The organism is Demequina salsinemoris, from assembly GCF_000974805.1.
Classification (GTDB): Bacteria; Actinomycetota; Actinomycetes; order Actinomycetales; family Demequinaceae; genus Demequina; species Demequina salsinemoris.
Map to the genome: position 1 here is coordinate 98,199 of NZ_BBQZ01000008.1, position 21,962 is coordinate 120,160.

Consider the following 21,962-nt stretch of genomic DNA (forward strand, 5'->3'; position numbering starts at 1 on the left):
CACCCCTTCCCGCCGCACGTCCTGCACACGCTTCGTCCTGCGCACGGCGTGTCGTGCGGTTGTGGGCTCGGACACGCCGTCTGCAGAGCCAGGTGTGTGCAGGACGTGCGGCGGCGCCCCCGCTCCGGTGTCGCGCCGGTAGCATCCGGTGTCATGAAGAGCTGGATGCGGTGGGCGATGGGGGTCGCGGCCGTCGGGGGGATCGCGCTGGTCTGGATCCTCGACGCGGTGAACACCTGCTACCCCTACGACGACGAGGGCAACTACACGGATGCCTGCGACCCGAACGTTGTGACGGTGAGCCCGTGGGCGATAGTGGCGACCCTGGCGCTGACGCTCGTGCTCGCGATCGCGGTGTTCGGGGGCCGCCTGTCCGACCCGTCGCTCGAGGTCCGCACGCGCTCCTGAGCTGCCCCGGTGTGACCTAGGACTCGGCGCCTTCCGTCATGGTCCCGGTGATGCCATGATTCTCCACGTCGCCCGCGACGGTCGATCCCCGGCGACGACGCGCGCCGCGCCAGTTGAGGAGGCCCCCATGACCCGCTCCCTGTGCACCGTCGATGAGGCGGCCGCGCGGATCGAGGCGGGGGAGGCGCTGCTGATCGCCGGCGATGAGTCTCTGCTGAGCCGGCTCCCCGAGGGACGCTGGATCGGCGGCACGATCCCTTACTTCATGACGGACAGCGGCGGCCGCACGACTCGAGAGCTCCTGCACGTCGACGCGCTCCCGAGCGAGGTGGAGGACGTCGCGATCCGCCGCTACACCGCAGACGACCTGGACCTCATCGCGGGAGACGCGTTCGACAACGGCTTCTCCGTGATCATCGTCCCGAGCGGAAGCGTCGTGCAGACCTCGTTCGCGGTGGGGGCGGTCGACCGCCGCGATGCGTTCCCGGGACCGCTGATCGGGTGGGTCGCGGGCGTGCACCTGGACGACTACGGCCACGTGAGGCCGAAGACGTTCGCCGGCTCGGGCGCGTCGGCGAGCCCCGCGGTCGCCGTGGTGATGCATGCGCGGCTGGCTGATGGCGTCCACGCCACCGCCGAGACGGTGACGCTCTTCTCCCAGGGAGGCGGCCCGGCGCTGCGGTTCGAGCACACGGGCTTCGAGCAGGACACCGTGCTCGTCGACGGCGAGCCGCGGGACTTCGCGGCCTACCTGGCCGAGCTGGGTCACGACACCCGCCTGCCGCTCGTCGCCGACCTCGGCGGCGCGAGCGTCAACGTGTCGATCCAGAACAGCCCCGCCGCGAGCGGCATGGTCCAGCTCTACGCGCCTGTCTTCAGCGGCGTCGAGTACCGCCTGGCGTGCCCGCTCGGCGACTACCGGGAGGCGTTCGAGGCGGCGCTTCCCGTGGGGGCGGCGGACCCGGCCTTCGCGTTCAACTGCGTCCTCAACTACACGTACTCGAACCTCGAAGGGCGGAAGGTGGGAGACATCGTCGGCCCCGCGACCTTCGGCGAGATCGCCTACCAGCTGCACAACCAGACCCTCGTGTACCTCACGCTGCACGCGCGGGATCACGGCTGCTGACCCGACTCTCCCGCTCGCGGCGCGACTCGGTGACCCTGCCCACAGTCCCGACCCCACCTGGTGACGGGGTTGTACGTTCCTCCTGCAGAGGTGCCGCCGGCCGAGGGGCCGCGGCCGACTTTCCGGGGGATCGATGAGGGACTCAGAGGCGCTCGTGGAGCAGCTGTTCGCGGGCAGCCTGCCACGCCTGGGAGCGTACGGGTACGCGCTGACGGGCTCCTACTCGGCGTCCGAGGAGCTCGTGCAGGATGCGATGGTCAAGGTGTTCTCGCGCACGCGCACGATCCCGGACGTCGCCGCCGCCGAGGGCTACGTGCGGGCGACGATGCGCACCCTCCACCTCGACTCGCTGCGGCGACGCACGCGGTGGCTGTCCGTGGTCCCGCGCCTCGCGGCGGGCGGTGACGAGCATCCCGATCACGCTCCCGAGGTGGACCTGCGGGACGACGTCGCGCGGGCGATCGCGCAGCTGCCGCCGCGCGTGCGGACCGCGGTCGCGCTGCATTACCTCGACGACCTCGCGATCAGGCGGGTCGCGGACGCGATGGGCATCTCGGAGGGCACCGTGAAGGGCTACCTCAAGGACGGGCGCGCGGCCCTGGCCGACGCGCTCGGGGCCGACCTCTCCGAAGGCGACGTGACCGACGTGAAGGAGGTGCGGCGATGACCGACGCACGACGGAAGCTCTCCGAGAGCCTCGAGGCGGGAGCGGGAGCCCGCGTCGCATCGTCCCTGAGCAGGAAGGGCGCGGCGACGGTGAACACGCGGGTCGCGAAGGCCCGGCGCACGCGGACGGCGTGGCAGGCGGGGGTCGCCGCGGCCGCGGTGGTCGCGATCGGCGGCGCGGCGGCGGCGTGGGCGGGACCGTCCCGCGACTCGGGGCCCGCGGCCCCGTCGCCGACGTCGAGCGCGACGCGGGTCGTCTCCTCGATGGACGATGCGCCGGTTGAGGACGTCGCCGCGCTCGCCGACACCTCGTGGGTGTGCGGGGCGGCGTGGACGCTCGACGCGGGTGTCTCCGTCACCGCGGAGACGGCTCGCGATGCCGGCCAGGTCTCGGCGGAGCTCGTCGACGGCGGCGGGCAGGCAGGGGTGACCGCGATCGGCGACGGCGAGACCTCGGACGCGCTGTGGAGCGTCACGGTCGCGGGTCACGGCGCGGATCTGGTGTCGGTGACGACGCGCTCGATCGTGACGCTGGGCGACAGGATCGTCGGGGTGTCCGACATGGACGAGTCGCTGGTCGTCGGGGGGCCCGCGTCGGGCACCGGCACCTACGTGGATCTCGACACCGAGGGCGTCGAGTCGCTCGTGCCGTACCCGGGCGACTGCGGACGCAGCACCTACCTGTGGGACGACGGCGCGTACGACGTCCACCTGGTCGTGCAGCTGACCATGGCCGACGGGTCGGTCGCCCAGGTCGTCGACCCGGCGGGCTCGCCCTCGGTCGAGTTCTCGGGGATGCTCGACCGCCTCGAGCTGCTCGCGGAGCCGTCGGAGGCCGACCCGCTGACGCCGCCCGCGGAGTGGTCGGAGCCGGTCGAGACGGTCACGGTCGACGCCTCGACCACGGCGGCCGATGCGGTTCTGCGGGTGGAGGGCCAGCCAGGCTTCGTGTGCGGCGAGGAGTGGGACCTCGAGGCCGGCGCGTACCTCAACGACACGTCCTACGGCGGGGACGGCGCGAGCATCGTCGCGGCTCCCATCGTGATCCCTGAGGAGGAGTACCTCGCGGAGGAGGGCGACATCTCGACGCTGCTGAAGTGGCAGTTCACGGTGACGACGAGCGAGGACGACGGCACCGACACGTGGGCGCAGGCCGTGGCCGTGCGCGACGGCGTCGTGGTGGGGGCCAGCGACGTGTACCAGGCCGCGACGGGCGTCGGCGGCGACACCTCGGTCCGCTTGGGCGACGCGTATCTGCCCCGCTCCGGCTGGTGCAGGAGCGACACGGCCCAGAAGTGGGCGTCGGCCTCCGACGACGAGCTCGCGCGCACCGAGATCCACCTCATCGTGGTCCAGGTCGAGATGGGCGAGACCTACGCGACCTGGGTGGACCCGGGCGGCACCGTGACGGAGGCCGACGCCTTCGCGGACTGACCCGAGAATCGGCGACGACGAACGCCCAAGGAAGGCGGTGCATCGTCCCCGTGCGCGGGCTAGGGTGAGACCCATGAGTGCACCGCTGCCCATGTCCGCCCCCGCCTTCACCTGGGGCATCCTCGGCGCGGGCGGCATCGCCCACAAGCTGGCCGAGGCCGTCAACCAGTACACGCAGTCCGAGGTCGTCGCGGTCGCGGCCGCCTCGGGGCTGGATCGGGCGCAGGCCTTCGCCGACGAGATGGACGTCCCGAAGGCGTACGGCAGCTACGAGGAGCTCGTCGCCGACGACGCGATCGACATCGTCTATGTCGCGACGACGCACAACAACCACCACAACCCCGCGCTGCTCGCGATCGAGGCGGGCAAGAACGTCATGGTGGAGAAGGCGTTCACGCAGAACGAGATGCAGGCCAGGCAGGTCGTCGATGCGGCGCGCGCCAAGGGCGTGTTCGTGATGGAGGCCATGTGGGCCCGCCACCTGCCTCACATGTACGCGGTGCGCGAGCTGATCGAGCGCGGCGAGATCGGTCAGATCGTCTCGGTCCAGGCCGACCATGGGCAACCGATCGCGCACATCGAGCGCATGCGCAACCCCGCTCTAGCGGGCGGCGCGCTCCTGGACCTCGGCGTCTACCCGATCGCGTTCGCGCACGACATCCTGGGTGTTCCGGACTCGATCACGTCGGTCGGCCGCCTCACGGACACCGGGGTCGACGGCCAGGTGTCGATGGTCTTCGACTACGCGAGCCTCGGAGCGCAGGCCTCCCTCACGACGACGATGGAGGGCCGCACCCCGTGCATGGCGCTCATCGGCGGCACCGAGGGCTTCATCCAGATCGACCGCACGTTCTACAACCCCACGTCGTTCACCGTCACCCGGTACGACGGCACCTCCACGTTCTTCGACGGGGACGTTCCCAACGGCTTCCAGTACGAGGCCGCGGAGGTGGCCCGCTGCGTCGATCTCGGCCTCACCGAGTCGCCGATCCACACGCTCGACGAGTCGCTCGAGATCATGCGGATCATGGACGAGGTCCGCAACCAGATCGGCCTCATCTACCCGGGCGAGCACGGAGGTCCGGGGGAGCGGTAGCCGGCTCCCGCATCGTCCCTGGACGATGCTGCTCCTCCTGGGGCGCTTCGGCGTCCCCAGGGCGCGCGCTTCCTCGGGTTCTCCCTACCGCCTTGCCGCGCGCCCGTCGCGTCAGTCCCTCCGGGTAGGTTTGTCCCCATGAGTGCGGGCCTGTTCGTGGTGTTCGAGGGTGGTGACGGCGTCGGCAAGACGACGCAGCTGAAGCGGCTGTCCGACGCGCTGCAATCCGCGGGGCGCGAGGTCGTCGTGACGCGCGAGCCCGGCGGGACGGCCCTGGGTCATCAGCTGCGCCAGCTCATCCTCCACGGCGACCACGTCGCGCCGCGCGCCGAGGCGCTGCTGTACGCCGCCGACCGCGCGCACCACATCGAGACGCTCGTGAGGCCCGCGCTGGCTCGGGGCGCTGTCGTCCTTCAGGACCGCTACATCGACTCGTCGATCGTGTACCAGGGCGGCGCGCGGGGGCTCGGAGACCAGGTCGAGCGGATCTCGCGGTGGGCCACCGGCGACCTGCTGCCCGACGTCACGATCGTGCTCGACATGGAGCCCGACCCCAGCCGCATGGCGAGGGACCTGGACCGTGTCGAGGGCGAGACCTCCCGGCAGGCCGACAAGATCCGCCGCGGCTTCCTCATGCTCGCGCAGCGCGACCCGGCCCGCTACGCCGTGGTCGACGCGGCGCGTCCCGAGGGCGAGGTCTTCCACGACGTCTTCTCGGCGGTGCGCGACGCGATCCGTCGCGCACGCGAGGCCGGCGCGAGCCAGGGCGCGCCGACGTCGCCCACCCCGCCCTCCCCGGTGACGCCGTGAGCCCCGAGGCGAGAAGCGCCGACGCCTCGGAGGACCTGGGCACCGCGCTCGCCGACCCGAGCCACGCGCCCGCGGTGACGGGCGTGTGGACCGAGCTCGTCGGCCAGGAGGACGCGACCGCGCCGCTGCGCGCCGCCTCCGTCCACGCGTCCGCGATGACCCACGCCTGGCTCATCACGGGACCTCCGGGGTCGGGGCGCTCGCAGGCCGCACGCGCGTTCGCGGCGGCGCTCCAGTGCCCGAACGGTGGCTGCGGCCAGTGCCGCGAGTGCACGACGGCGCTCAGCGGCGCCCACGCGGACGTCACCGTCGTCGCGACGGAGAAGGTGACGATCGCGATCGACGAGGTGCGCTCGCTCGTCTCCGTCGCGCAGACCGCGCCCAGCCAGGGTCGATGGCGCGTGATCATCGTCGAGGACGCCGACCGCATGGTCGAGCGCACCTCCAACCTGCTGCTCAAGTCCATCGAGGAGCCGCCGCCGCGCACCGTGTGGCTGCTGTGCGCCCCATCGGCGGACGATGTGGTGGTCACCATCCGGTCCAGGTGCCGGGTCGTGGGGCTTCGGGTGCCGGACCCTCAGGTGGTCGCGGACCTGCTGGTGAGCCGCGACGGCATCGACCCCGATCTCGCGCTCGAGTGCGCGCACGCCGCGCAGAGCCACATCGGGATCGCGCGTCGCCTGGCGCGGGACCCGGGCGCGCGCGCCCGGCGCGACCAGGTGCTCGCCCTCGCCACGGACATCCGGGGGGTCGGGGACGCGGTGCTCGCAGCGGCGGACCTGGTCAAGGTGGCAGAGGACGATGCGAAGGCGGCCACCGAGGAGCGTGACGCCGACGAGCGCAACCAGCTGCTCCGCACCCTCGGCGCGGACGACGGGGGGCGGCTGCCCCCCGCGCTGCGCTCGCAGGTCAAGCAGCTCGAGGAGGACCAGAAGCGGCGCGCGACCCGGCACAAGCGCGACGTCCTGGACCGGGCGATCGTCGACCTCATGAGCCTGTACCGCGACGTCGCGGTCGTGCAGGTCGGATCGGGCGTGCCGCTCGTGAACGCGTCCCATCGGGGGCACATCGAGCAGCTCGCCGCGCGCGGGACGATGCAGGACACCGTGAGGGTGCTCGACGCGCTCGCGCTCACCCGCGAGCGGCTCGCGGGCAACGTCGCGCCGCTGCTCGCAGTCGAGGCGATGCTGCTCGCGCTGCGACCCATGCCTGTGGAGTGAGCCACTCCGTGTCAGGAACGGTGGCCTCGGTCGGTTAGTTTGAACGTCATGACCTCACGCCCGACCCGCTCCATCGCGCTCGCCGCCGTCTACGTCCTCGCGCTGTCGGCGTGCACGTCCGGGACGTCCGACGCGACCGACGAGGAGGGTGGCTCGTCAGGCGCCGACGCATCGTCCGCCCCCGTCGCGACGTCGGCCGAGGTGCCAACGGGCTTCGAGTCGTACTACGACCAGGAGCTGTCCTGGGAGGACTGCGGCGACTACGAGTGCGCGACGGTCGAGGTGCCGCTCGACTGGACCGATCCGTCGAGCGACGCGATCGAGATCGCGATCAACCGCGCCGCGGCCACGGACCAGGACAGCAAGGTCGGCTCGCTGCTGATCAACCCCGGCGGGCCGGGGGGCTCCGGGCTCGACTTCCTCGACTACTTCGTGTCGTACGCAGGCGACGCGGTCGCCGAGTCCTACGACGTCATCGGCTTCGACCCGCGCGGCGTGGGCGAGTCGACCGCGGTCGACTGCGGCGACGGCCAGACCCTCGACGACTTCTACATCCCCGACTACCCGTCCGCGACCCAGGCCGATCTGGATGAGGCGGATCAGCGCGTCGCCGACTTCGCGGCCGGCTGCGAGGAGATCTCGGGAGACCTCATGGCCAACGTCGACACGGTGTCCGCGGCGCGCGACATGGACGTGATCCGCGCGGCGCTCGGCGACGACGAGCTCAACTACCTCGGCTCGAGCTACGGCACCCAGCTCGGCGCGACCTACGCGCAGCTCTACCCCGACACCGTGGGGCACATGGTCCTCGACGGCGCGGTCGACTTCCTGCTGTCCGACGAGGAGCAGGGCGTGGGCCAGGCCGAGGGCTTCGAGCAGGCGCTCACCTCGTTCATCGAGTACTGCCAGGGCACCGGCACGTGCCCGCTGTCGTCGGACGTCGAGACCGCGCGTGAGCAGATCGGCGACCTGGCCACGAGCGCGCTCGAGAACCCCCTCCCGAGCGGCTACGACGACTACGACGTCAACGGCAACCTCATGGTCTACGGCATCGTCGTCACGCTGTACTCCGAGGACAGCTGGGACTACCTGATCCAGGCGATCGAGGAGGTCTACTCTCAGGGCACCGCGTCGATCTTCTATCAGCTCGCGGGCTTCTACCTGGACCGCGACGCGGACTCCGGCGAGTGGACGTCGAACTCGAGCGTCGCCTTCACCGCGATCGGCTGCACCGACGGCAGCGCGGGCGAGGACTGGACGATCGACGACCAGGAGGAACTGACCGCCGCGATGGAGGAGGCCTCGCCGACCTTCGGCTGGTGGTTCGCGACCGGAGCCGGATGCTCGGCCTGGCCGTGGCCCGCGCACCAGACGATCGACGAGCTCGACTACCCGGACGACGCGAACACCATCCTGGTGGTCGGCACGACCGGCGACCCGGCCACCCCGTACGAGTGGGCGGAGAACCTCACGGACGAGCTCGGCAACGCCGAGCTGCTCACCTACGACGGCGAGGGTCACACGGCGTACGGGCGCTCCAACTCGTGCATCAACGACGCCGTGGACGCCTTCCTGGTGGACGGCACGGTGCCGGATTCGGGAACTGTCTGCTGACACGCTATGATTGCTACCCGCACCCCTGTGGTGCACGCCGCCTTAGCTCAGTCGGCAGAGCGATTCACTCGTAATGAATAGGTCAAGGGTTCGATTCCCTTAGGCGGCTCCATCGAGAAGGCCCCGGTCCGTGAGGATCGGGGCCTTTCGCATGTCGGGGCGCATCCGCGCGACGTGGGTCGTGCGGTTCTATGCTTCCGGCGTGAGCAACGGCGAGAGTGGGACACGCGTCTGGCGCGTGCGATGGTGGATCAGGATCGGCCTCATCGCGTTCTGGGTGCTTCTGGCCTGGCAGTTGTATCTCAACTACGGCTTCGTGTCCGCCGGTGAGTTGGACCCGGTCGAGATTCGCAATGGGTGGATCTTTCAGGTCGGGTTCGCGCTAGTGATCTGGTCCGTGACGTTCCGTCCATACATCGCAGTCGGTGCGGATGAGGTGGTCGTGCAGGGGGTGACCCGGCGTCGGGTGTTCGCGAAGGACGCGCTGGTCGAGGTCGAGCCGACGGCGTGGGGCCTGCGTTTCGTGGACTCCGACGGCGGCCGTCTCACGAGCCTCGTTTGCCAGAACACCTGGGCACGCGAGGAGCCGCGGTGGTGCGATGTCGCGGAGGCGGCGCTCGGCGAGCGGTCCCGGCCCTGGCGAGGTCGCGACACGCCTCCGAGTCAGTTCGCCGATGTTGCGTTCCGGGCTCGGCTTCTCGACGCGTCTCCTGGCCTTGAGGAGATCGGTATCGATGCGGATGCTTCGGTCTGGCGCCTGCTGCGTGCGGCCACCGGGACGGAGCTCGAGCTTGAGGACTGGGCCGGTTCGGTCCTTGTGACGTTCGGCGAGGGCGACCACGTGACCGAGGTCATCGATGACGGATCGCTGGCACGGCTCTTGATGGTGTTCGGTCGTGGCGAGCTGATCGCGCGGCACTGGCGCTGGCGGTGGATGAGCGGCTGCTTCCTTGTGGACGCGGAGGGCGCGTCGCCCGACCGTCCACGCGTTGAGACGCGGTTTGACCGTTGGATCGTGCGTCGCGCCGCATACGAGGTTGAGTCGGTACCCGTCCTATGACGAGCTCGTTGCCTGAGTCGAACGTGAGCACGTTGGTGTCGAGGAGCCGGCCACGGGTGTCGATGTCGCGCCGGTAGCGCCGTCGTCGCCTGGCCACGGAGGTCGTCAGGCATGCCCCGACCGCAGCGACGACGCAGCCCCGCCCGAACGTCCGCTCGAGCGGGGCTGCGTCGTCCCTACGTGGGCCCTAGTGGATACGCACCGCCCGCGAGGTCTTGGTCGTCGACCAGTAGCCGGACTTCTTGCCGGTGACCTTCACGGTGATCTTGTCGCCCTTGTCGGACTTCTTGAGCCGGTAGTACTGGCCGGTGGCGCCCTTGATCTTGTGACCGTTGTTGTACCACTGGTACGTGATCTTCGTGCCCGAGGTCCACGTGCCCTTGGCGGCCTTGAGCCTCTTGCCGACCTTCGTCGTGCCCTTGATGACCGGCTTCGAGGCCGACAGCACGCGCTTGATGTACTTGCTCGCCGAGGTCTTGGTCACCGTCGTGTATCCCGACTTCTTGCCGGTGACCTTCACCGTGATCTTGTGACCACGGTCAGCCGTCGTGAGCTTGTACGTCCGCGCCGTGGCACCGGAAATCTTGCTGCCGTCCCGATACCACTGGTACTTCAGCGTCGCCCCGGACGTCCACGCGCCCGCCTTCGCCGTCAGCGTGTATCCCGACTTCAGCGTGCCCGAGAACGTCGGCGTTGCCGCCGTGAGCGCCGCCAGGGGCACCGTCACGGACGCGCTGCTCTTTGTCGCCGTCGTGTACCCCGACTTCGAGCCGGTGATCTTCACCGTGATCTTGTGGCCGCGGTCAGCGGCCGTCAGTGTGTACGTGCTCGACGTCGCACCGGAAATCTTGCTGCCGTCGCGGAGCCACTGGTAGGTGAGCGCCACCCCGTCCGTCCACACGCCCGGGTTCGCGGTGAGGGTGGACCCGGCCTTCAGCGTGCCCGAGATGGTCGGTGTTGACGCGGTGAGGTTCGCGCCGGGGACCGTCACGGCCGCGCTGGTGACCGTCTTGGTCTCCCAGCCTTGGAGCGTGCTCGTCATCGAGAAGGTGATCGTCGTGCCGATGTCCGCCGACGTGAGCTTGTAGGCCGCATACTCGGCACCGTCGATGGCCTCCCCGTCGCGATACCACTGGTACGTGAACGAGTACGTCGACGGCGTCCACGCGTTGATGGTCGCCACAAGGTAGGAGCCGACGGTCAGCGTCCCGTAGCTGACGGTCGGGGCCGGAGTGGACGAGTAGACGCCCGCTCCGAGCGTGACGTCGGCGCCGGTGACGACCTCGGGAACCTCGAGGGTCACCCTTGTCGCCTCCGACCAGCTCACCGTGTCGCCGTAGTATTCGGCGCCGAGGTCGCTGGTCGTCACCCCGGAGAGCCAATCGCCCGTGTAGAAGTAGAGGATGTAGGTGCCCGAGTCGAGACCCTCGATCGTGTACGTGCCGTCGGCGTTCACCTCGGTGGGCTGCTGATCGGACGAGCCTCCTGTGCCGTCCTCATCGAGCAGCCATGCGGTGACCAGGACGTCGTCGAGAAGGTCGGCGTCGGCGGCAGCCTCGACGGACACGGTGCCGGAGATCATCGACGCGACCTGAAGTGTCGCGTCGATGCCGGTGACATCCTCATCGTCGCCGACCGTGACGCGCTCCGCGTCGACGTACTCGGTCGCGTCGCCGTAGTACTGGTCGAGGACGTTCGCACCCCACAGGGGCCAGAAGTGGGCGGCGTAGTCGCCGGCCGGGAGCCCGTCGATGTACCAGTACCCGTCGGCACGGATGTCGTCGGTGTACGCGACGCACATGTTCTCACCGTCGGTCGATGCGGGGCACGTCTCGGAGTAGACCTGGATTCGCATCCCGCTACGCCACGCGCCGTCGATCTTCTCCGACGTCTCCAACGTGCCGGACATGCTCCCCAGGCTGTCGTCCGCGTCGAGTCCAACGTCGATGCCGCTTGTGGTGGCGCCCGCGGTCACGATTGCGACGCTCGCGTCGTCGGCGTCCTGCGTGTCACCGTAGAAGACGGTCGCCAGGCCGGACCCGGCACCGGCTCGGATCTGCACGAGGTAGGTGCCAGCGGGCAGCCCGGTGACCGTGTAGGTGCCGTCGGTGCTGATCGCGCCGAGCTTCCAGTAGTCGCCGTCCTCGACGTACACGGTCACGTCCTCGTACCAGGTGTCGGAGGCTCCGGCGGGCGGGTCGATCGTGCCGGTGATCGTTCCGGCGAGTTCGAGGTCCGCGCTGATGCCGGTGACGGCCTCGCCGGTGGCGACGGGCACCGTCTCGAAGGTGTCGTGGCCGGACCAGTAGAAGACGTCGTCGTAGTACTCGGACAGCAGGCCGGATGCGGTGGCCGCATAGAACACGACCGTGTAGTCGCCTTCGGGCAGTCCGGTGGCCGAGTAGGTGCCGTCCGCGTTGACGTTGACGCTGGTGTCGTAGTCGTCGCTGTAGAGCTCGACGGTCACGTAGCTGTACCAGTACGTCGTCGCGCCGCTGGGCACGGTGACTGTTCCGGAGATGGATCCTGTCTCAGTCGCGGAGGCTGGGACGGTGACGGCGGCGGTGAGGCCGAGCGAGAGCGCGAGTGCGGCGAGAAGCGCGGCGGCGCGAGATGCGATTGGTGTGGCGGTCATGATCCCCCTCGAACATGCGGTGGTTTCCCCTTCGCGAACCATTATGGCGGCATCGAGTGACACGCGATAGGACGTGTGTCATGCCCGTCTATAGACGCGCGTTGAGGTCGCGGGAATCGACGGTGCCATTCTTGCCACCGAGCTCGTAGAGAATTCCCGATCCGATCAGGGCCAGGTACTGCTGACCGAGGAGTCCCGCGAGAAGCTCCTCCCGCCTCCCGCCTCACGGATGAAGGGAGGAAGCCATGCGCACGGCGTGGGAGGCACCGCAAGGCGCATGGTCCGCGGTCTACGAGACTCGACACGTCGGCGGGGAGGCGGCGATCGCTGCAGCCTCCCTCACCATCGGCGAAGCTGCGGCCCTGATGCGCGTGGCCGTGGTGGACGTCGTGGCCCGAATCGACGTGCATGAGCTGCTCACAGCCCCTCTGTGGGGCGATGCATTCACGCTCGCTCCGCGCTATTCGCTGACGCGTGCCTTCCGTCCACCGAGCTCCACGATGTCGCCCACCTGGAGCTGCCGTCCACGGCGCTCGTCGACCTCGCCGTTGACGAGCACGTCGCCCTCGCGGATCGCTTCCTTCGCTTCGCCGCCGGAGTCGACGAGCCCCGCGAGCTGGAGGAATTGGCCCAGGCGGATGACCCCGCCGTGGGTGGGGACGTCGTCGATCGGAGCAGGTCGAGCCATACCCGCATGCTATCCGGGCGCGCCGCAGCCCACCCGCAGCCGCGATGCGCCCCAGTAGGTCCTGGGTGCTGAGATCGGCGCGCTTCTCGACACTGATGACCTACTGGGGCGCATGGCCGGGCGGCCCGGGAGGAGGATCCGGGCCGCCCGGGCTTGCGGCAGGGAGGGAGGCGGTTCAGGACGCCCGACGAGTCAGCAGATCGGCCGCGGACGATGCGGGAGCGGCCGAGCCGATCGCCGCGCCCAGATCCATCGGCCAGCCCGTGTAGGCCTCGGCCAGGTAGGCGCGGCCGTGCTCGGAGTCGACGACGGAGCGCAGCTCGCCGAGCTGGCGCAGGCGGTCGTACTCCGACGCGTCGGGGATCTGGTGCAGCATGCTCGTCATCCACCACGAGAAGTGCTGCGCCTTCCAGATGCGCTTGCGTGCCTCGTCGGCGAAGGAGTCGATCGGCCCGGAGTCCGAGCGGCCCAGCAGCGCCTCCAGGGCACGCGCCAGCACGACGACGTCCGCGACCGCGAGGTTCATGCCCTTCGCCCCGGTCGGGGGCACGGTGTGGGCGGCGTCGCCGACGATCGCGATCCGCCCGCGCTGCAGGTCCCGCGCGACGAAAGAGCGGAACGGCACCACGCCCTTCTGGAAGATCGGGCCCTTCTTCAGCTCGACCCCCGGCACGCGCCGGTCGAGCGTCTCCCAGATCTGCTGGTCGTTCATCGAGTCCGCGTCCATGTGCGGGTCGCACTGGAAGTACATGCGCTGGACGGTCTCGGACCGCTGGCTGATGAGCGCGAAGCCGTCGGGCGAGTTCGAGTAGATGAGCTCGTCGGCGCTCGGCGGGGCCTCGGTCAGGATGCCGAACCACCCGAACGGGTACTCGCGGAAGTAGCCCGCGTGCGACCCGGACAGGGCGGAGCGCACCACGGACCGCGACCCGTCGGCACCGACGACGAAATCCGCCTCGACGTCGAGCTCGGCCCCCGCATCGTCCCTGGCGACGATCCTGGGCCGCTCGGAGTCGATGTCCTCGACCGCGTGCGCGGTGGCGCGGAACCGGATGTCCTGCCCGGCGGCGAGGCGCGCGGCGAGCAGGTCCTTGAGGGCCTCGTGCTGCGGGTAGAGCCACACGGACCGGCTGACGAGCCCGGCGAAGTCGATGCGGTGGCCGACGCCGTCGAAGCGCAGCTCGATGCCGTCGTGGCGGCTGCCGACGGTGTGCGCCCGCGAGCCGGGGATCGAGGCGAGGAGGTCGACGGTGTCCTGCTCGAGGATGCCGGCACGGATCGTCGACTCGATCTCCTCGCGCGAGCGGCGGTCGAGGATGACCGACTCGATGCCGGACTGGGCGAGCAGGTGGGAGAGGATCAGGCCCGCGGGGCCGGCGCCGACGATGGCGACCTGGGTGCGAACTGTCGAGGTCACGGTGTCTCCTTTGACGCGGTGTCTCTGCTGGCGCCGCGTCCTCGTTGACACCGCGCTTCGCCATTGTGGGCATGCGCGTCGACGGAATGGTTGACAATTCCCGTTGAACGGGAAGCGGATTCGTCAACTATCTCCGGCGAGCGCGGCCTCCACCTCGCGGGCGGCGCGGTGGAGCTCTTCGAGCGCGAGGGCCGTGGGGGCCTCACGCGGCAGCACCACGGACAGCGCGGCGGTCGCCCCGCTGATGCGGTCGCGCACGGGAACCGCGACGCCGGTCGACACCTCCTCGATGTACCCCGGCGCGATCGCGTGCCCGAGGCTGCGCACCTCCGCGAGCTTGCGCCGCACGGTGGCGGGGTCCGTGGGGGTCGCGGAGGTGAGGCGCCGCAGCGGTCGCGCGAGGACGCGCTCCTGCACGTCGGAGTCGGCGAAGGCCAGCAGTACCAGGCCGGACGATGTGGCGTGCAGCGGGAGACGGCCCGCGATCCGCGTGATGTTCGCGCCGGCGTCGGGGTCGCTGAGGCGCTCGAGGAACAGCGCCTCGTCCTGCTCGAGGATCGCGAGCTGCGTGTGCTCGCGCACGCGCGCCTGCACCCTCTCCATCGCGGGCATCGCGGCCTGCCTCACCCTCAGGGCGTGCGACGAGCGCGTCGCGAGCTCCCACAGCCGCAGCCCGACGCTGAGCCGCCCCTCGCCGTCGCGGTCCAGCAGTCCTGCGGATACCAGGTCGCTCACCACGCGGTGCGCGGTCGAAGACGGCAGCCCTGCGCGCCGTCCGACCTCGGACGCGGTCTGCACCGTCCGCGTCGGGGTGAACGTCTCGAGCACCCGGACGATGCGGTCGGTCACCGAGTCGCCGGAGGGGGAGTTGGCCACGTCGGCAGGATGCCACACGACGATGCGGGGGTCGGGTGTCGCTGTCGGCGTTGGTGGCCCGAGCGGTAGCCTCGTGCCATGTCGACGACGACGCCGTCGCCCTCCCTGAGATGGGCGCCCCTCACCGCCGAGCAGGTCGCGGACCTCCTCGCTCCGAGCGATGCTCGCTGGTGGCTGTCGGGCGGAGCTGCCCTGGACCGCTGGCTCGGCTCGCCGATCCGCGAGCGCGAGAACGTCGACGTCAGCACGATCCCGAGCGACCTCGGCGCGCTCGTCGAGGCGCTCCCGCCGGCGTACAGCGCGTGGGTTCCGGACGGCGACGGGTACATGCCGATCGCCGACGCCGCGGAGGACGCCGACCTTCAGCCGGTCCTGATCAGGGACGATGCCGCCGAGGCATGGGTCCTGCGCGTGAACGTCGAGGACGGGGGCGCGAAGGCCTGGATGTACCGCCGCGACGCGCGGCTTCAGCTGCCGTGGGACCGCGTCGTGCTCGACATCGACGGGATCCCGACAGGGGCGCCCGAGGTGCAGCTGCTGTGGAAGTGCTTCAGTCCCCGGCCCGAGGACGACGCCGACAAGGAGGCGGTCGTGCCGAAGCTGTCTGACGAGGCGCGCCAGTGGTGGGAGCAGCAGCTGCTCCGGATCCACCCGCACTCGTCATGGACCATCCCCGTGCGGTCCCCGATGTTCCCGGCGCGCGCGAGCTGGAACAGGCCGCAGCGGTGAGGGATGTGGTGGGCAAGCCTGGCGTCGAGGGGTGCGGCGCGGCTAGCGCTGAGCGTCGTCGGTGAACTCGCCGCTGCTGACCGCGCGGAGCACGAGGCGCCGGAACCACCGCTGCGCGGGCGAGAGGTTCATCTCGCGGCGCGAGTAGAGGGCGACGGGTGAGCTCGTCCCCGGCCACGGCAGGTCCGTGACACGGAGGTCGGGGAACCAGCCGCAGAACACGTCGGCCACGTGACGCGGGAGCAGGGCCACGAGGTCGGTCGTGTCGAGCACCGCGGGGACGGTCGAGTACTCCTCGACGGTGAGTGCGACCTGCGGGGTCAGGCCGTGCTCGATGAGCGCCTGCCTGGGGAACACGTGGCCACCGCGAGCGGAGACCCTGATGAAGCGACGCCCCTGGAACATGTCGGGGCCGGTGGGCGGGAGCGGATGTGAGCGCGAGGAAAGGGCGACGTACTCGACGCCTCGCACGGGGGTCCGCCACAGTCGCGACGTGTCGAGCAGGGACACGGTGATGGCGGCGTCGATCGTGCCGCGCACGAGCTCCTCCTCCGCAGCCTGGGCGTCGAGGCGCTTCACGACGAGGTGGGGCGACGCGCCGAGGTCGGTGAGCGCGGCCATGATCGGCGGCAGGAAGGTCTGCTCGCCGATCGAGGTGAGCCCCAGGGCGAGCTCGCCGTCGAAGTCGCCTGGATCGAACTCGGCGCTGTCCGTCACGGTCGCGTCGATCTGGGCGAGCGCCTCGTGCAGCGGTCCGAACAGCTGCGTCGCGCGGGGCGTGGGAACCATGACGTTGCCCTCGCGGCGGAACAGGTCGTCACCGAAGCGCTTGCGAAGCCTTGCGAGGGTGTAGCTCACGGTCGGCTGGGTGACGTGGAGGCGGTCCGCGGTCGCGGTCAGGCTGCGCACCTCGTACAGCACGACGAAGGTGCGGAGCTGGTTGAGGTCGGCGAGTGACACTATCGATTCTCTCTATGAGGCGCCCTTGCAGAATCTATTGGACCACAGTCGTCGCCGGGAATAGAGTCGGAATCGAGAACCGCTAGTGACAAGGACGCCACTCGTGATCACCGATATCCCCGGTCGTGACACGCTCGCCCCGCAAGGCCGATGCGACTCGTGCGCTCTGCACGACGCGTGCCCCTCGGAGTCGAAGCGGGAAGCAGGCCCCACCGCGGACCAGGCGAGCGGCGCGCTCGCCGCCCGTCGCATCGTCCCCCTCCCTGAGCCCCGTCTCGCGGAGGCCTCCTGATGAGCGACACCGCGACCACGCGCCACGGCGAGACGACGGGCGGCTTCGAGAAGACCCCCGGCTGGCTCGACTGGTACGACGGCCCGACGAAGCCGACCTTCCAGCTCCCCGAGGGGGCGGTCGACGCGCACTGCCACGTCTTCGGCCCCGGCGAGCAGTTCCCGTTCGCCCCCGAGCGCAAGTACACGCCGTGCGACGCGAGCGCCGACCAGCTCTTCGCGTTGCGCGACCGCCTCGGCTTCGAGCGCAACGTGATCGTCCAGGCGACGTGCCACGGCGCCGACAACCGTGCGCTCGTCGACGCGCTGAAGCGGGCCGGGGGCCGCGCAAGAGGCGTCGCGACCGTCCGGCGCGACGTCACGGAGGCCCAGCTGAGAGAGCTCCACGAGGCCGGCGTGCGAGGCGTGCGCTTCAACTTCGTCAAGCGCCTCGTGGACCGGGTTCCCACGGACTCGCTCGAGGAGATCGTCGCCAAGATCAAGCCCTGGGGCTGGCATGTCGTCATCTACTTCGAGGCCGAGGACCTGCCGGACCTCTACGACTTCTTCTCCGCCATCCCCACTGACGTCGTCGTCGACCACATGGGCCGCCCCGACGTCACGAAGGATCCCGAGGGGGAGGAGTTCGGCCTCTTCCTGCGCTTCATGCGCGAGAACCCGAACGTGTGGACCAAGGTGTCGTGCCCCGAGCGGCTCAGCGTCACCGGCCCGCGCGCTCTCGACGGCGAGCAGCACGCCTACACCGACGTGGTGCCGTTCGCCCGACGCGTGGTCGAGGAGTTCCCCGACCGCGTGCTGTGGGGCACCGACTGGCCCCACCCCAACCTCAAGGACCACATGCCCGACGACGGGCTGCTGGTCGACTACCTCCCCCAGATCGCTACCACGCCCGAGCTGCAGAAGAAGCTGCTGGTCGACAACCCGGGCCGCCTCTACTGGCCGAAAGGATCATGACATGTCTCTCGACAAGCCGTACAAGGACATCCCCGGCACGATCATCTTCGACGCGGAGCAGGCCCGGAAGGGCTTCCACCTCAACCAGTTCTCGATGTCGCTCATGAAGCCTGAGAACCGCGAGCGCTACCTCGCCGACCGCGAGGCGTACCTGGATGAGTGGCCGCTCACCTCCGCCGCGCGTCAGGCCGTGCTCGACATGGATCTCAACGCGATGATGGCCGAGGGCGGCAACATCTACTTCCTGTCCAAGATCGGCGCGACCCACGGCCTGAGCTTCCAGCAGATGGCGGGCTCGATGACCGGCATGAGCGAGGCCGCGTACCGCGACATGATGGTCGGCGGCGGGCGCCGTCCCGAGGGGGTGCGCCTCAAGGACCTCGATGGCTGGACGCCGCCGTCCAACGAGAAGGCGACCGTGATGCGGGTCAACCCGCCCGCGCGCTACACGTCGGCGCTGTTCACCTCGCACGTGCCCGCGATCGGCGCCGCGATGGACCTCGGCAAGACCGAGGAGCCGTACTGGAAGAAGCTGTTCGCGGGCTACGAGTGGACCCACAAGTGGGTCGAGGAGAACACGCCCGACGTCATCATCCTGGTCTACAACGACCACGCGACGGCCTTCGACGCGACGATCGTGCCGACGTTCGTGCTCGGCACGGGCTCGCACTACCCGGTCGCTGACGAGGGCTACGGCCCGCGCCCCGTGCCGGACGTCTACGGGCACCCGGAGCTCGCGGCGCACATCGCGCAGTCGGTGATCCAGGACGACTTCGACCTCACGCTGGTCAACGAGATGGTCGTCGATCACGGCCTGACGGTGCCGCTCTCGCTCGTCTTCGGCGACGTCGAGGAGTGGCCGTGCAAGGTCATCCCGCTCCCGGTCAACGTGGTCCAGTATCCGGTCCCCTCGGGTCGTCGCTGCTACGAGCTCGGCAAGGCGATCAGGCGCGCGCTCGACAAGTGGGACGGCGAGCCCCTCAACGTGCAGATCTGGGGCACGGGCGGCATGAGCCACCAGCTCCAGGGACCGCGTGCGGGCCTCATCAACGAGGAGTGGGACAACGCGTTCCTCGACCACCTCATCGCGGACCCGCTGGGCCTCACCGAGTGGCCGCACATGGAGTACGTCGACGAGGCCGGTTCCGAGGGCATCGAGCTCGTCGACTGGCTGATCGCCCGCGGCGCGATGGATGATCAGTTCGAGGGAGGCTCCCCGAGCGTCGACCACCGCTTCTACCACGTGCCCGCTTCCAACACGGCGGTCGGTCACCTGGTGCTGAGCAACCCGGTCGGCCCCGCGCCGGCCCCGACGACGGAGGTCCAGGAGGAAGTGCACGCATGACATCAGGCAGGACCCGCGTCGCGGTCGTCGGCGCCGCCGGCGCCTTCGGCATGAAGCACCTTGACGGACTCGCGAACATCCCCGACGCCGAGGTGACGGTGGTCGTCGGCACCAGGGAAGGGCCGACGCAGGCGGTCGCCGACAGGTACGGCGTCCCCCACGTCGTCCTCAGCTATGAGGAGGTCCTGACCAGGGACGATGTGGATGCCGTCATCCTTGCGACGCCGACCGGTCTTCACGCGGGTCAGACGCGGGCCGCGCTCGCGGCCGGCAAGCACGTCCAGGTCGAGATCCCTCTCGCGGACTCGCTCGCTGACGCCGAGGCGGCGCTCGCCGCTGCCGAGGCCTCGGATCGCGTCGCGATGGTCGGGCACACGCGGCGGTTCAACCCGTCGCATCAGTGGGTCCACCAGCGGATCGCGGCGGGCGAGTTCGGGATCCAGCAGATGGACGTGCAGACGTACTTCTTCCGGCGCACCAACACGAACGCCAAGGGTGAGCCGCGCTCGTGGACCGACCACCTCCTGTGGCACCACGCCGCCCACACCGTGGACCTGTTCGCCTACCAGGCGGGACGCATCGTCCAGGCGAACGCACTCCAAGGCCCGATCCATCCGGACCTCGGCATCGCGATGGACATGTCGATCCAGCTGAAGGCCGAATCGGGCGCCATCTGCACGCTGTCGCTGTCGTTCAACAACGACGGGCCGTTCGGCACGTTCTTCCGCTACATCGGCGACACCGGCACCTACATCGCCCGGTACGACGACCTCGTGAACGGCAAGGAGGAGCCGATCGACGTGTCGCAGGTCGCCGTCAGTATGAATGGGATCGAGCTCCAGGACCGCGAGTTCATCGCGGCGATCCGCGAGGGCCGCGAGCCGAACTCGTCCCTCGCCCAGGTGATCGACTGCTACCGCGTGCTCGGCTCGCTGGAGGAGCAGCTGGCGTGACGGTGGTCGGGGAGGACGAGCCCAGGGACGATGCGGGGGCGGCGCCCGGTTTCACGGAGACGGCGCCGGTCCTCGCCCTTCCTCGCGTCGGCCTTGGGTGCATGTCGCTCAGCCACGCGTACGGCGTCGCGCCGCCGCCCGAGGAGGGCGAGCGGATGCTGCGCGCCGCGCTCGACGCGGGCGCGCGCCTCCTTGACACCGCAACGCTGTACGGAGGAGGCCGCAACGAGGAGCTCGTCGGCCGTGCCATCCGCGGGCGCCGCGACGAGGTTGTGCTCGCGAGCAAGGGCGGGATGGCGATGGTCGACGGCGTGCGCACGATCGACGGCCGCCCCGAGACGCTGCGCGCCCAGGTCGACGCCTCGCTGACGAGGCTCGGCGTCGACCGCATCGACCTGTACTACCTGCACCGATGGGACAGGAAGGTGCCCGTCGCGGAGAGCGTCGGCGCGCTCGCCGAGGCTGTCGCCGCCGGCAAGATCGGCGCGATCGGGCTGTCCGAGGTGGGCGTGGAACGCCTGAAGCAGGCGCTCGCGGAGGCGCCGATCGCGGCGGTCCAGAACGAGTACTCGCTGTGGAGCCGCAACCCCGAGCTCGGCATGCTCGAGGCGACCCGCGCGGCGGGCGTCGCGCTCGTCGCGTTCTCGCCTGTGGCCAGGGGCTTCCTCGCCGACGCGATCCACGACCCCGCGGCTCTCGCGGAGAAGGACATCCGCCGCCCGATGCCGCGCTTCCAGCCCGAGCACTGGCCCGCGAACGCCGCGCTGCTGCCGGCCTGGCGCGCGCTCGCCGCCGAGGCCGGCTGCACGCCCGCGCAGCTCGCGCTGGCCTGGGTGATCTCGCGCGGCCCGCACGTCACCGCGATCCCCGGCACCACGAGCATCGTCCATGTGCGCGAGAACCTGGCCGCCGAGAGACTGGCGGCCTCGGGGCTCGCCGTCGACGCGGTCCTCCTCGTGAGGGCCGGGGAGCTGATCGACACCGCCACGGTGTCGGGGCCGAGATATCCCGCGCAGCAGTCGGCGGAGGTCGACGCGGAGGCGTTCGAGCCCGTCGCGTGAGGGGTGATCCGACGCGTCAGTCGGTCACGGTGAGGCCCGCGCCGAACCAGACTTGCAGCGGCTCGCTGTAGGTGCATGCGATCGCGTAGAGGCCGGGTTCGAGCTTGCCGTCCCATTCGTAGACTGCGCCTGGAGCGGTCGGGTAGTAGGTGCCCTTCTCGAAGGTCCACTCCGGGTGGTGACTCCTGCCCGGCTCGGGTCCGATGTCGTCGATGACGTCCTGGATCGTGTAGCCCTCATCGAGGCCCACGAGGTTCGTCGCGCCATAGGCGTCGCCGTCGTTGTGGAACGTCAGGTGGGCCGGCCCGGCTGGGAGCTCCGCGGGGCCGTCGTACACGCAGTCCGCGCCGTCGAACGTGACGTCGAGCTGGACGACGCCGTCGATCGTGTAGTCCTCCGCCGAGATGCCGTCACCCGGCCCGCACCCCGCGAGTGCGGCTGCGACGAGGGCGACCAGCGGGAGCGGTCGCCATGGTCGAAATGTGACGTCCATGATCCATCTCCGTGCCGCTTCCATTCTAGAACTTGGAGCGCCGTGAAGCACGGAGTTGGGAGCGCTCACATATACACCAGGGAAGATGAATCTTCTAGGACCTTCGTGCTGGATGCTCGGCGTGTC

21 protein-coding genes and 1 tRNA gene are annotated in these 21,962 nt (G+C 70.0%); 16 read left to right on the plus strand and 6 right to left on the minus strand.

Annotated features, from left to right (window positions below):
* Positions 1-153 precede the first annotated feature (153 nt).
* From AOP78_RS13755 to AOP78_RS15300, 10 genes are all read left to right on the plus strand, one after another.
* Positions 154-408 carry a hypothetical protein gene (locus AOP78_RS13755; RefSeq protein ID WP_152659566.1) on the plus strand — a complete coding sequence of 85 codons (255 nt, stop codon included), beginning with the start codon at positions 154-156 and terminating at the stop codon, positions 406-408.
* Between the two features lie 127 nt (positions 409-535).
* The gene (locus AOP78_RS13760; protein ID WP_062205965.1) at positions 536-1,534 is read left to right on the plus strand and encodes a DUF6976 family protein; all 999 of its coding nucleotides are present in this window, start codon (positions 536-538) and stop codon (positions 1,532-1,534) included.
* Positions 1,535-1,667: 133 nt separating this feature from the next.
* Complete coding sequence (locus tag AOP78_RS13765) at positions 1,668-2,201, plus strand: RNA polymerase sigma factor (protein ID WP_083980214.1); 534 nt, start codon at positions 1,668-1,670, stop codon at positions 2,199-2,201.
* On the plus strand, positions 2,198-3,634 hold the full coding sequence (locus AOP78_RS13770; RefSeq protein WP_062205970.1) for a hypothetical protein: 1,437 nt from the start codon (positions 2,198-2,200) through the stop codon (positions 3,632-3,634). Before AOP78_RS13765 ends, AOP78_RS13770 begins: the two co-directional genes overlap by 4 nt.
* 73 nt (positions 3,635-3,707) lie before the next feature.
* A complete protein-coding gene (locus AOP78_RS13775; RefSeq protein ID WP_062205973.1) occupies positions 3,708-4,730 on the plus strand; it encodes a Gfo/Idh/MocA family protein in 1,023 nt (340 codons plus the stop codon).
* Positions 4,731-4,868: 138 nt separating this feature from the next.
* Positions 4,869-5,540, plus strand: a complete 672-nt coding sequence (gene tmk / locus AOP78_RS13780) for a dTMP kinase (RefSeq protein ID WP_062205976.1) — start codon at positions 4,869-4,871, stop codon at positions 5,538-5,540.
* 74 nt (positions 5,541-5,614) lie between these two features.
* The gene (locus tag AOP78_RS13785) at positions 5,615-6,760 is read left to right on the plus strand and encodes a DNA polymerase III subunit delta' (RefSeq protein ID WP_062206140.1); all 1,146 of its coding nucleotides are present in this window, start codon (positions 5,615-5,617) and stop codon (positions 6,758-6,760) included.
* Between the two features lie 48 nt (positions 6,761-6,808).
* Entirely contained in the window at positions 6,809-8,374 is a 1,566-nt protein-coding gene (locus AOP78_RS13790) for an alpha/beta hydrolase (RefSeq protein WP_083980218.1), read from the plus strand.
* A gap of 36 nt (positions 8,375-8,410) precedes the next feature.
* Positions 8,411-8,486 (plus strand) — tRNA-Thr (locus tag AOP78_RS13795).
* Positions 8,487-8,651: 165 nt separating this feature from the next.
* Positions 8,652-9,434 (plus strand): hypothetical protein, encoded by a 783-nt coding sequence (locus AOP78_RS15300; RefSeq protein WP_160297648.1) that lies wholly within the window; start codon positions 8,652-8,654, stop codon positions 9,432-9,434.
* A gap of 187 nt (positions 9,435-9,621) precedes the next feature.
* On the opposite strand, the gene AOP78_RS15305 is transcribed toward AOP78_RS15300, so the two are convergent.
* The 4 genes from AOP78_RS15305 to AOP78_RS13820 all read right to left on the minus strand — a co-directional run bounded on the left by AOP78_RS15305 (position 9,622) and on the right by AOP78_RS13820 (position 15,050).
* Positions 9,622-12,069: a carboxypeptidase-like regulatory domain-containing protein gene (locus tag AOP78_RS15305; protein ID WP_062205982.1), complete on the minus strand. Its 2,448-nt coding sequence runs from the start codon at positions 12,067-12,069 to the stop codon at positions 9,622-9,624.
* 460 nt (positions 12,070-12,529) lie between these two features.
* The gene (locus AOP78_RS13810; RefSeq protein ID WP_062205986.1) at positions 12,530-12,757 is read right to left on the minus strand and encodes an RNA-binding S4 domain-containing protein; all 228 of its coding nucleotides are present in this window, start codon (positions 12,755-12,757) and stop codon (positions 12,530-12,532) included.
* A gap of 175 nt (positions 12,758-12,932) precedes the next feature.
* On the minus strand, positions 12,933-14,174 hold the full coding sequence (locus AOP78_RS13815) for a 4-hydroxybenzoate 3-monooxygenase (protein WP_083980222.1): 1,242 nt from the start codon (positions 14,172-14,174) through the stop codon (positions 12,933-12,935).
* A 123-nt stretch (positions 14,175-14,297) separates the two neighbouring features.
* Positions 14,298-15,050 carry an IclR family transcriptional regulator gene (locus tag AOP78_RS13820; RefSeq protein WP_062206146.1) on the minus strand — a complete coding sequence of 251 codons (753 nt, stop codon included), beginning with the start codon at positions 15,048-15,050 and terminating at the stop codon, positions 14,298-14,300.
* A 78-nt stretch (positions 15,051-15,128) separates the two neighbouring features.
* Between AOP78_RS13820 and AOP78_RS13825 the strand changes: the two genes are divergently transcribed.
* A complete protein-coding gene (locus AOP78_RS13825) occupies positions 15,129-15,779 on the plus strand; it encodes a hypothetical protein (protein WP_062205988.1) in 651 nt (216 codons plus the stop codon).
* Positions 15,780-15,821: 42 nt separating this feature from the next.
* Here AOP78_RS13825 and AOP78_RS13830 read toward each other — a convergent pair whose 3' ends face one another.
* Complete coding sequence (locus tag AOP78_RS13830; protein WP_062205991.1) at positions 15,822-16,739, minus strand: LysR family transcriptional regulator; 918 nt, start codon at positions 16,737-16,739, stop codon at positions 15,822-15,824.
* Between the two features lie 103 nt (positions 16,740-16,842).
* On the opposite strand from AOP78_RS13830, the gene AOP78_RS13835 reads away from it, so the two are divergent.
* The 5 genes from AOP78_RS13835 to AOP78_RS13855 are packed head-to-tail and all read left to right on the plus strand — an operon-like array spanning position 16,843 to position 21,343.
* Positions 16,843-17,031, plus strand: a complete 189-nt coding sequence (locus AOP78_RS13835; protein WP_062205994.1) for a hypothetical protein — start codon at positions 16,843-16,845, stop codon at positions 17,029-17,031.
* The gene (locus AOP78_RS13840) at positions 17,031-17,984 is read left to right on the plus strand and encodes an amidohydrolase family protein (RefSeq protein WP_062205997.1); all 954 of its coding nucleotides are present in this window, start codon (positions 17,031-17,033) and stop codon (positions 17,982-17,984) included. The genes AOP78_RS13835 and AOP78_RS13840 overlap by 1 nt, the downstream gene beginning before the upstream one ends.
* A 1-nt stretch (position 17,985) precedes the next feature.
* Complete coding sequence (locus AOP78_RS13845) at positions 17,986-19,329, plus strand: protocatechuate 4,5-dioxygenase subunit alpha/beta (protein ID WP_083980224.1); 1,344 nt, start codon at positions 17,986-17,988, stop codon at positions 19,327-19,329.
* Positions 19,326-20,282, plus strand: coding sequence for a Gfo/Idh/MocA family oxidoreductase (locus tag AOP78_RS13850; protein WP_062206000.1), 957 nt, complete (start codon positions 19,326-19,328; stop codon positions 20,280-20,282). Before AOP78_RS13845 ends, AOP78_RS13850 begins: the two co-directional genes overlap by 4 nt.
* Positions 20,279-21,343: an aldo/keto reductase gene (locus AOP78_RS13855; RefSeq protein ID WP_236685391.1), complete on the plus strand. Its 1,065-nt coding sequence runs from the start codon at positions 20,279-20,281 to the stop codon at positions 21,341-21,343. The genes AOP78_RS13850 and AOP78_RS13855 overlap by 4 nt, the downstream gene beginning before the upstream one ends.
* Before the next feature lie 16 nt (positions 21,344-21,359).
* Here the strand turns inward: AOP78_RS13855 and AOP78_RS13860 are convergent, their stop codons facing one another.
* The gene (locus AOP78_RS13860) at positions 21,360-21,836 is read right to left on the minus strand and encodes a hypothetical protein (protein ID WP_062206003.1); all 477 of its coding nucleotides are present in this window, start codon (positions 21,834-21,836) and stop codon (positions 21,360-21,362) included.
* Positions 21,837-21,962 lie beyond the last annotated feature (126 nt).

Bases quoted from the DNA above. Each gene is read 5' to 3' on its own strand.
- AOP78_RS13755 (WP_152659566.1), top strand. From the start codon at position 154: ATGAAGAGCTGGATGCGGTGGGCGATGGGGGTCGCGGCCGTCGGGGGG.
- AOP78_RS13760 (WP_062205965.1), top strand. From the start codon at position 536: ATGACCCGCTCCCTGTGCACCGTCGATGAGGCGGCCGCGCGGATCGAG.
- AOP78_RS13765 (WP_083980214.1), top strand. From the start codon at position 1,668: ATGAGGGACTCAGAGGCGCTCGTGGAGCAGCTGTTCGCGGGCAGCCTG.
- AOP78_RS13770 (WP_062205970.1), top strand. From the start codon at position 2,198: ATGACCGACGCACGACGGAAGCTCTCCGAGAGCCTCGAGGCGGGAGCG.
- AOP78_RS13775 (WP_062205973.1), top strand. From the start codon at position 3,708: ATGAGTGCACCGCTGCCCATGTCCGCCCCCGCCTTCACCTGGGGCATC.
- tmk (WP_062205976.1), top strand. From the start codon at position 4,869: ATGAGTGCGGGCCTGTTCGTGGTGTTCGAGGGTGGTGACGGCGTCGGC.
- AOP78_RS13790 (WP_083980218.1), top strand. From the start codon at position 6,809: ATGACCTCACGCCCGACCCGCTCCATCGCGCTCGCCGCCGTCTACGTC.
- AOP78_RS15305 (WP_062205982.1), bottom strand. From the start codon at position 12,069: ATGACCGCCACACCAATCGCATCTCGCGCCGCCGCGCTTCTCGCCGCA.
- AOP78_RS13810 (WP_062205986.1), bottom strand. From the start codon at position 12,757: ATGGCTCGACCTGCTCCGATCGACGACGTCCCCACCCACGGCGGGGTC.
- AOP78_RS13825 (WP_062205988.1), top strand. From the start codon at position 15,129: ATGTCGACGACGACGCCGTCGCCCTCCCTGAGATGGGCGCCCCTCACC.
- AOP78_RS13840 (WP_062205997.1), top strand. From the start codon at position 17,031: ATGAGCGACACCGCGACCACGCGCCACGGCGAGACGACGGGCGGCTTC.
- AOP78_RS13845 (WP_083980224.1), top strand. From the start codon at position 17,986: ATGTCTCTCGACAAGCCGTACAAGGACATCCCCGGCACGATCATCTTC.
- AOP78_RS13850 (WP_062206000.1), top strand. From the start codon at position 19,326: ATGACATCAGGCAGGACCCGCGTCGCGGTCGTCGGCGCCGCCGGCGCC.
- AOP78_RS13860 (WP_062206003.1), bottom strand. From the start codon at position 21,836: ATGGACGTCACATTTCGACCATGGCGACCGCTCCCGCTGGTCGCCCTC.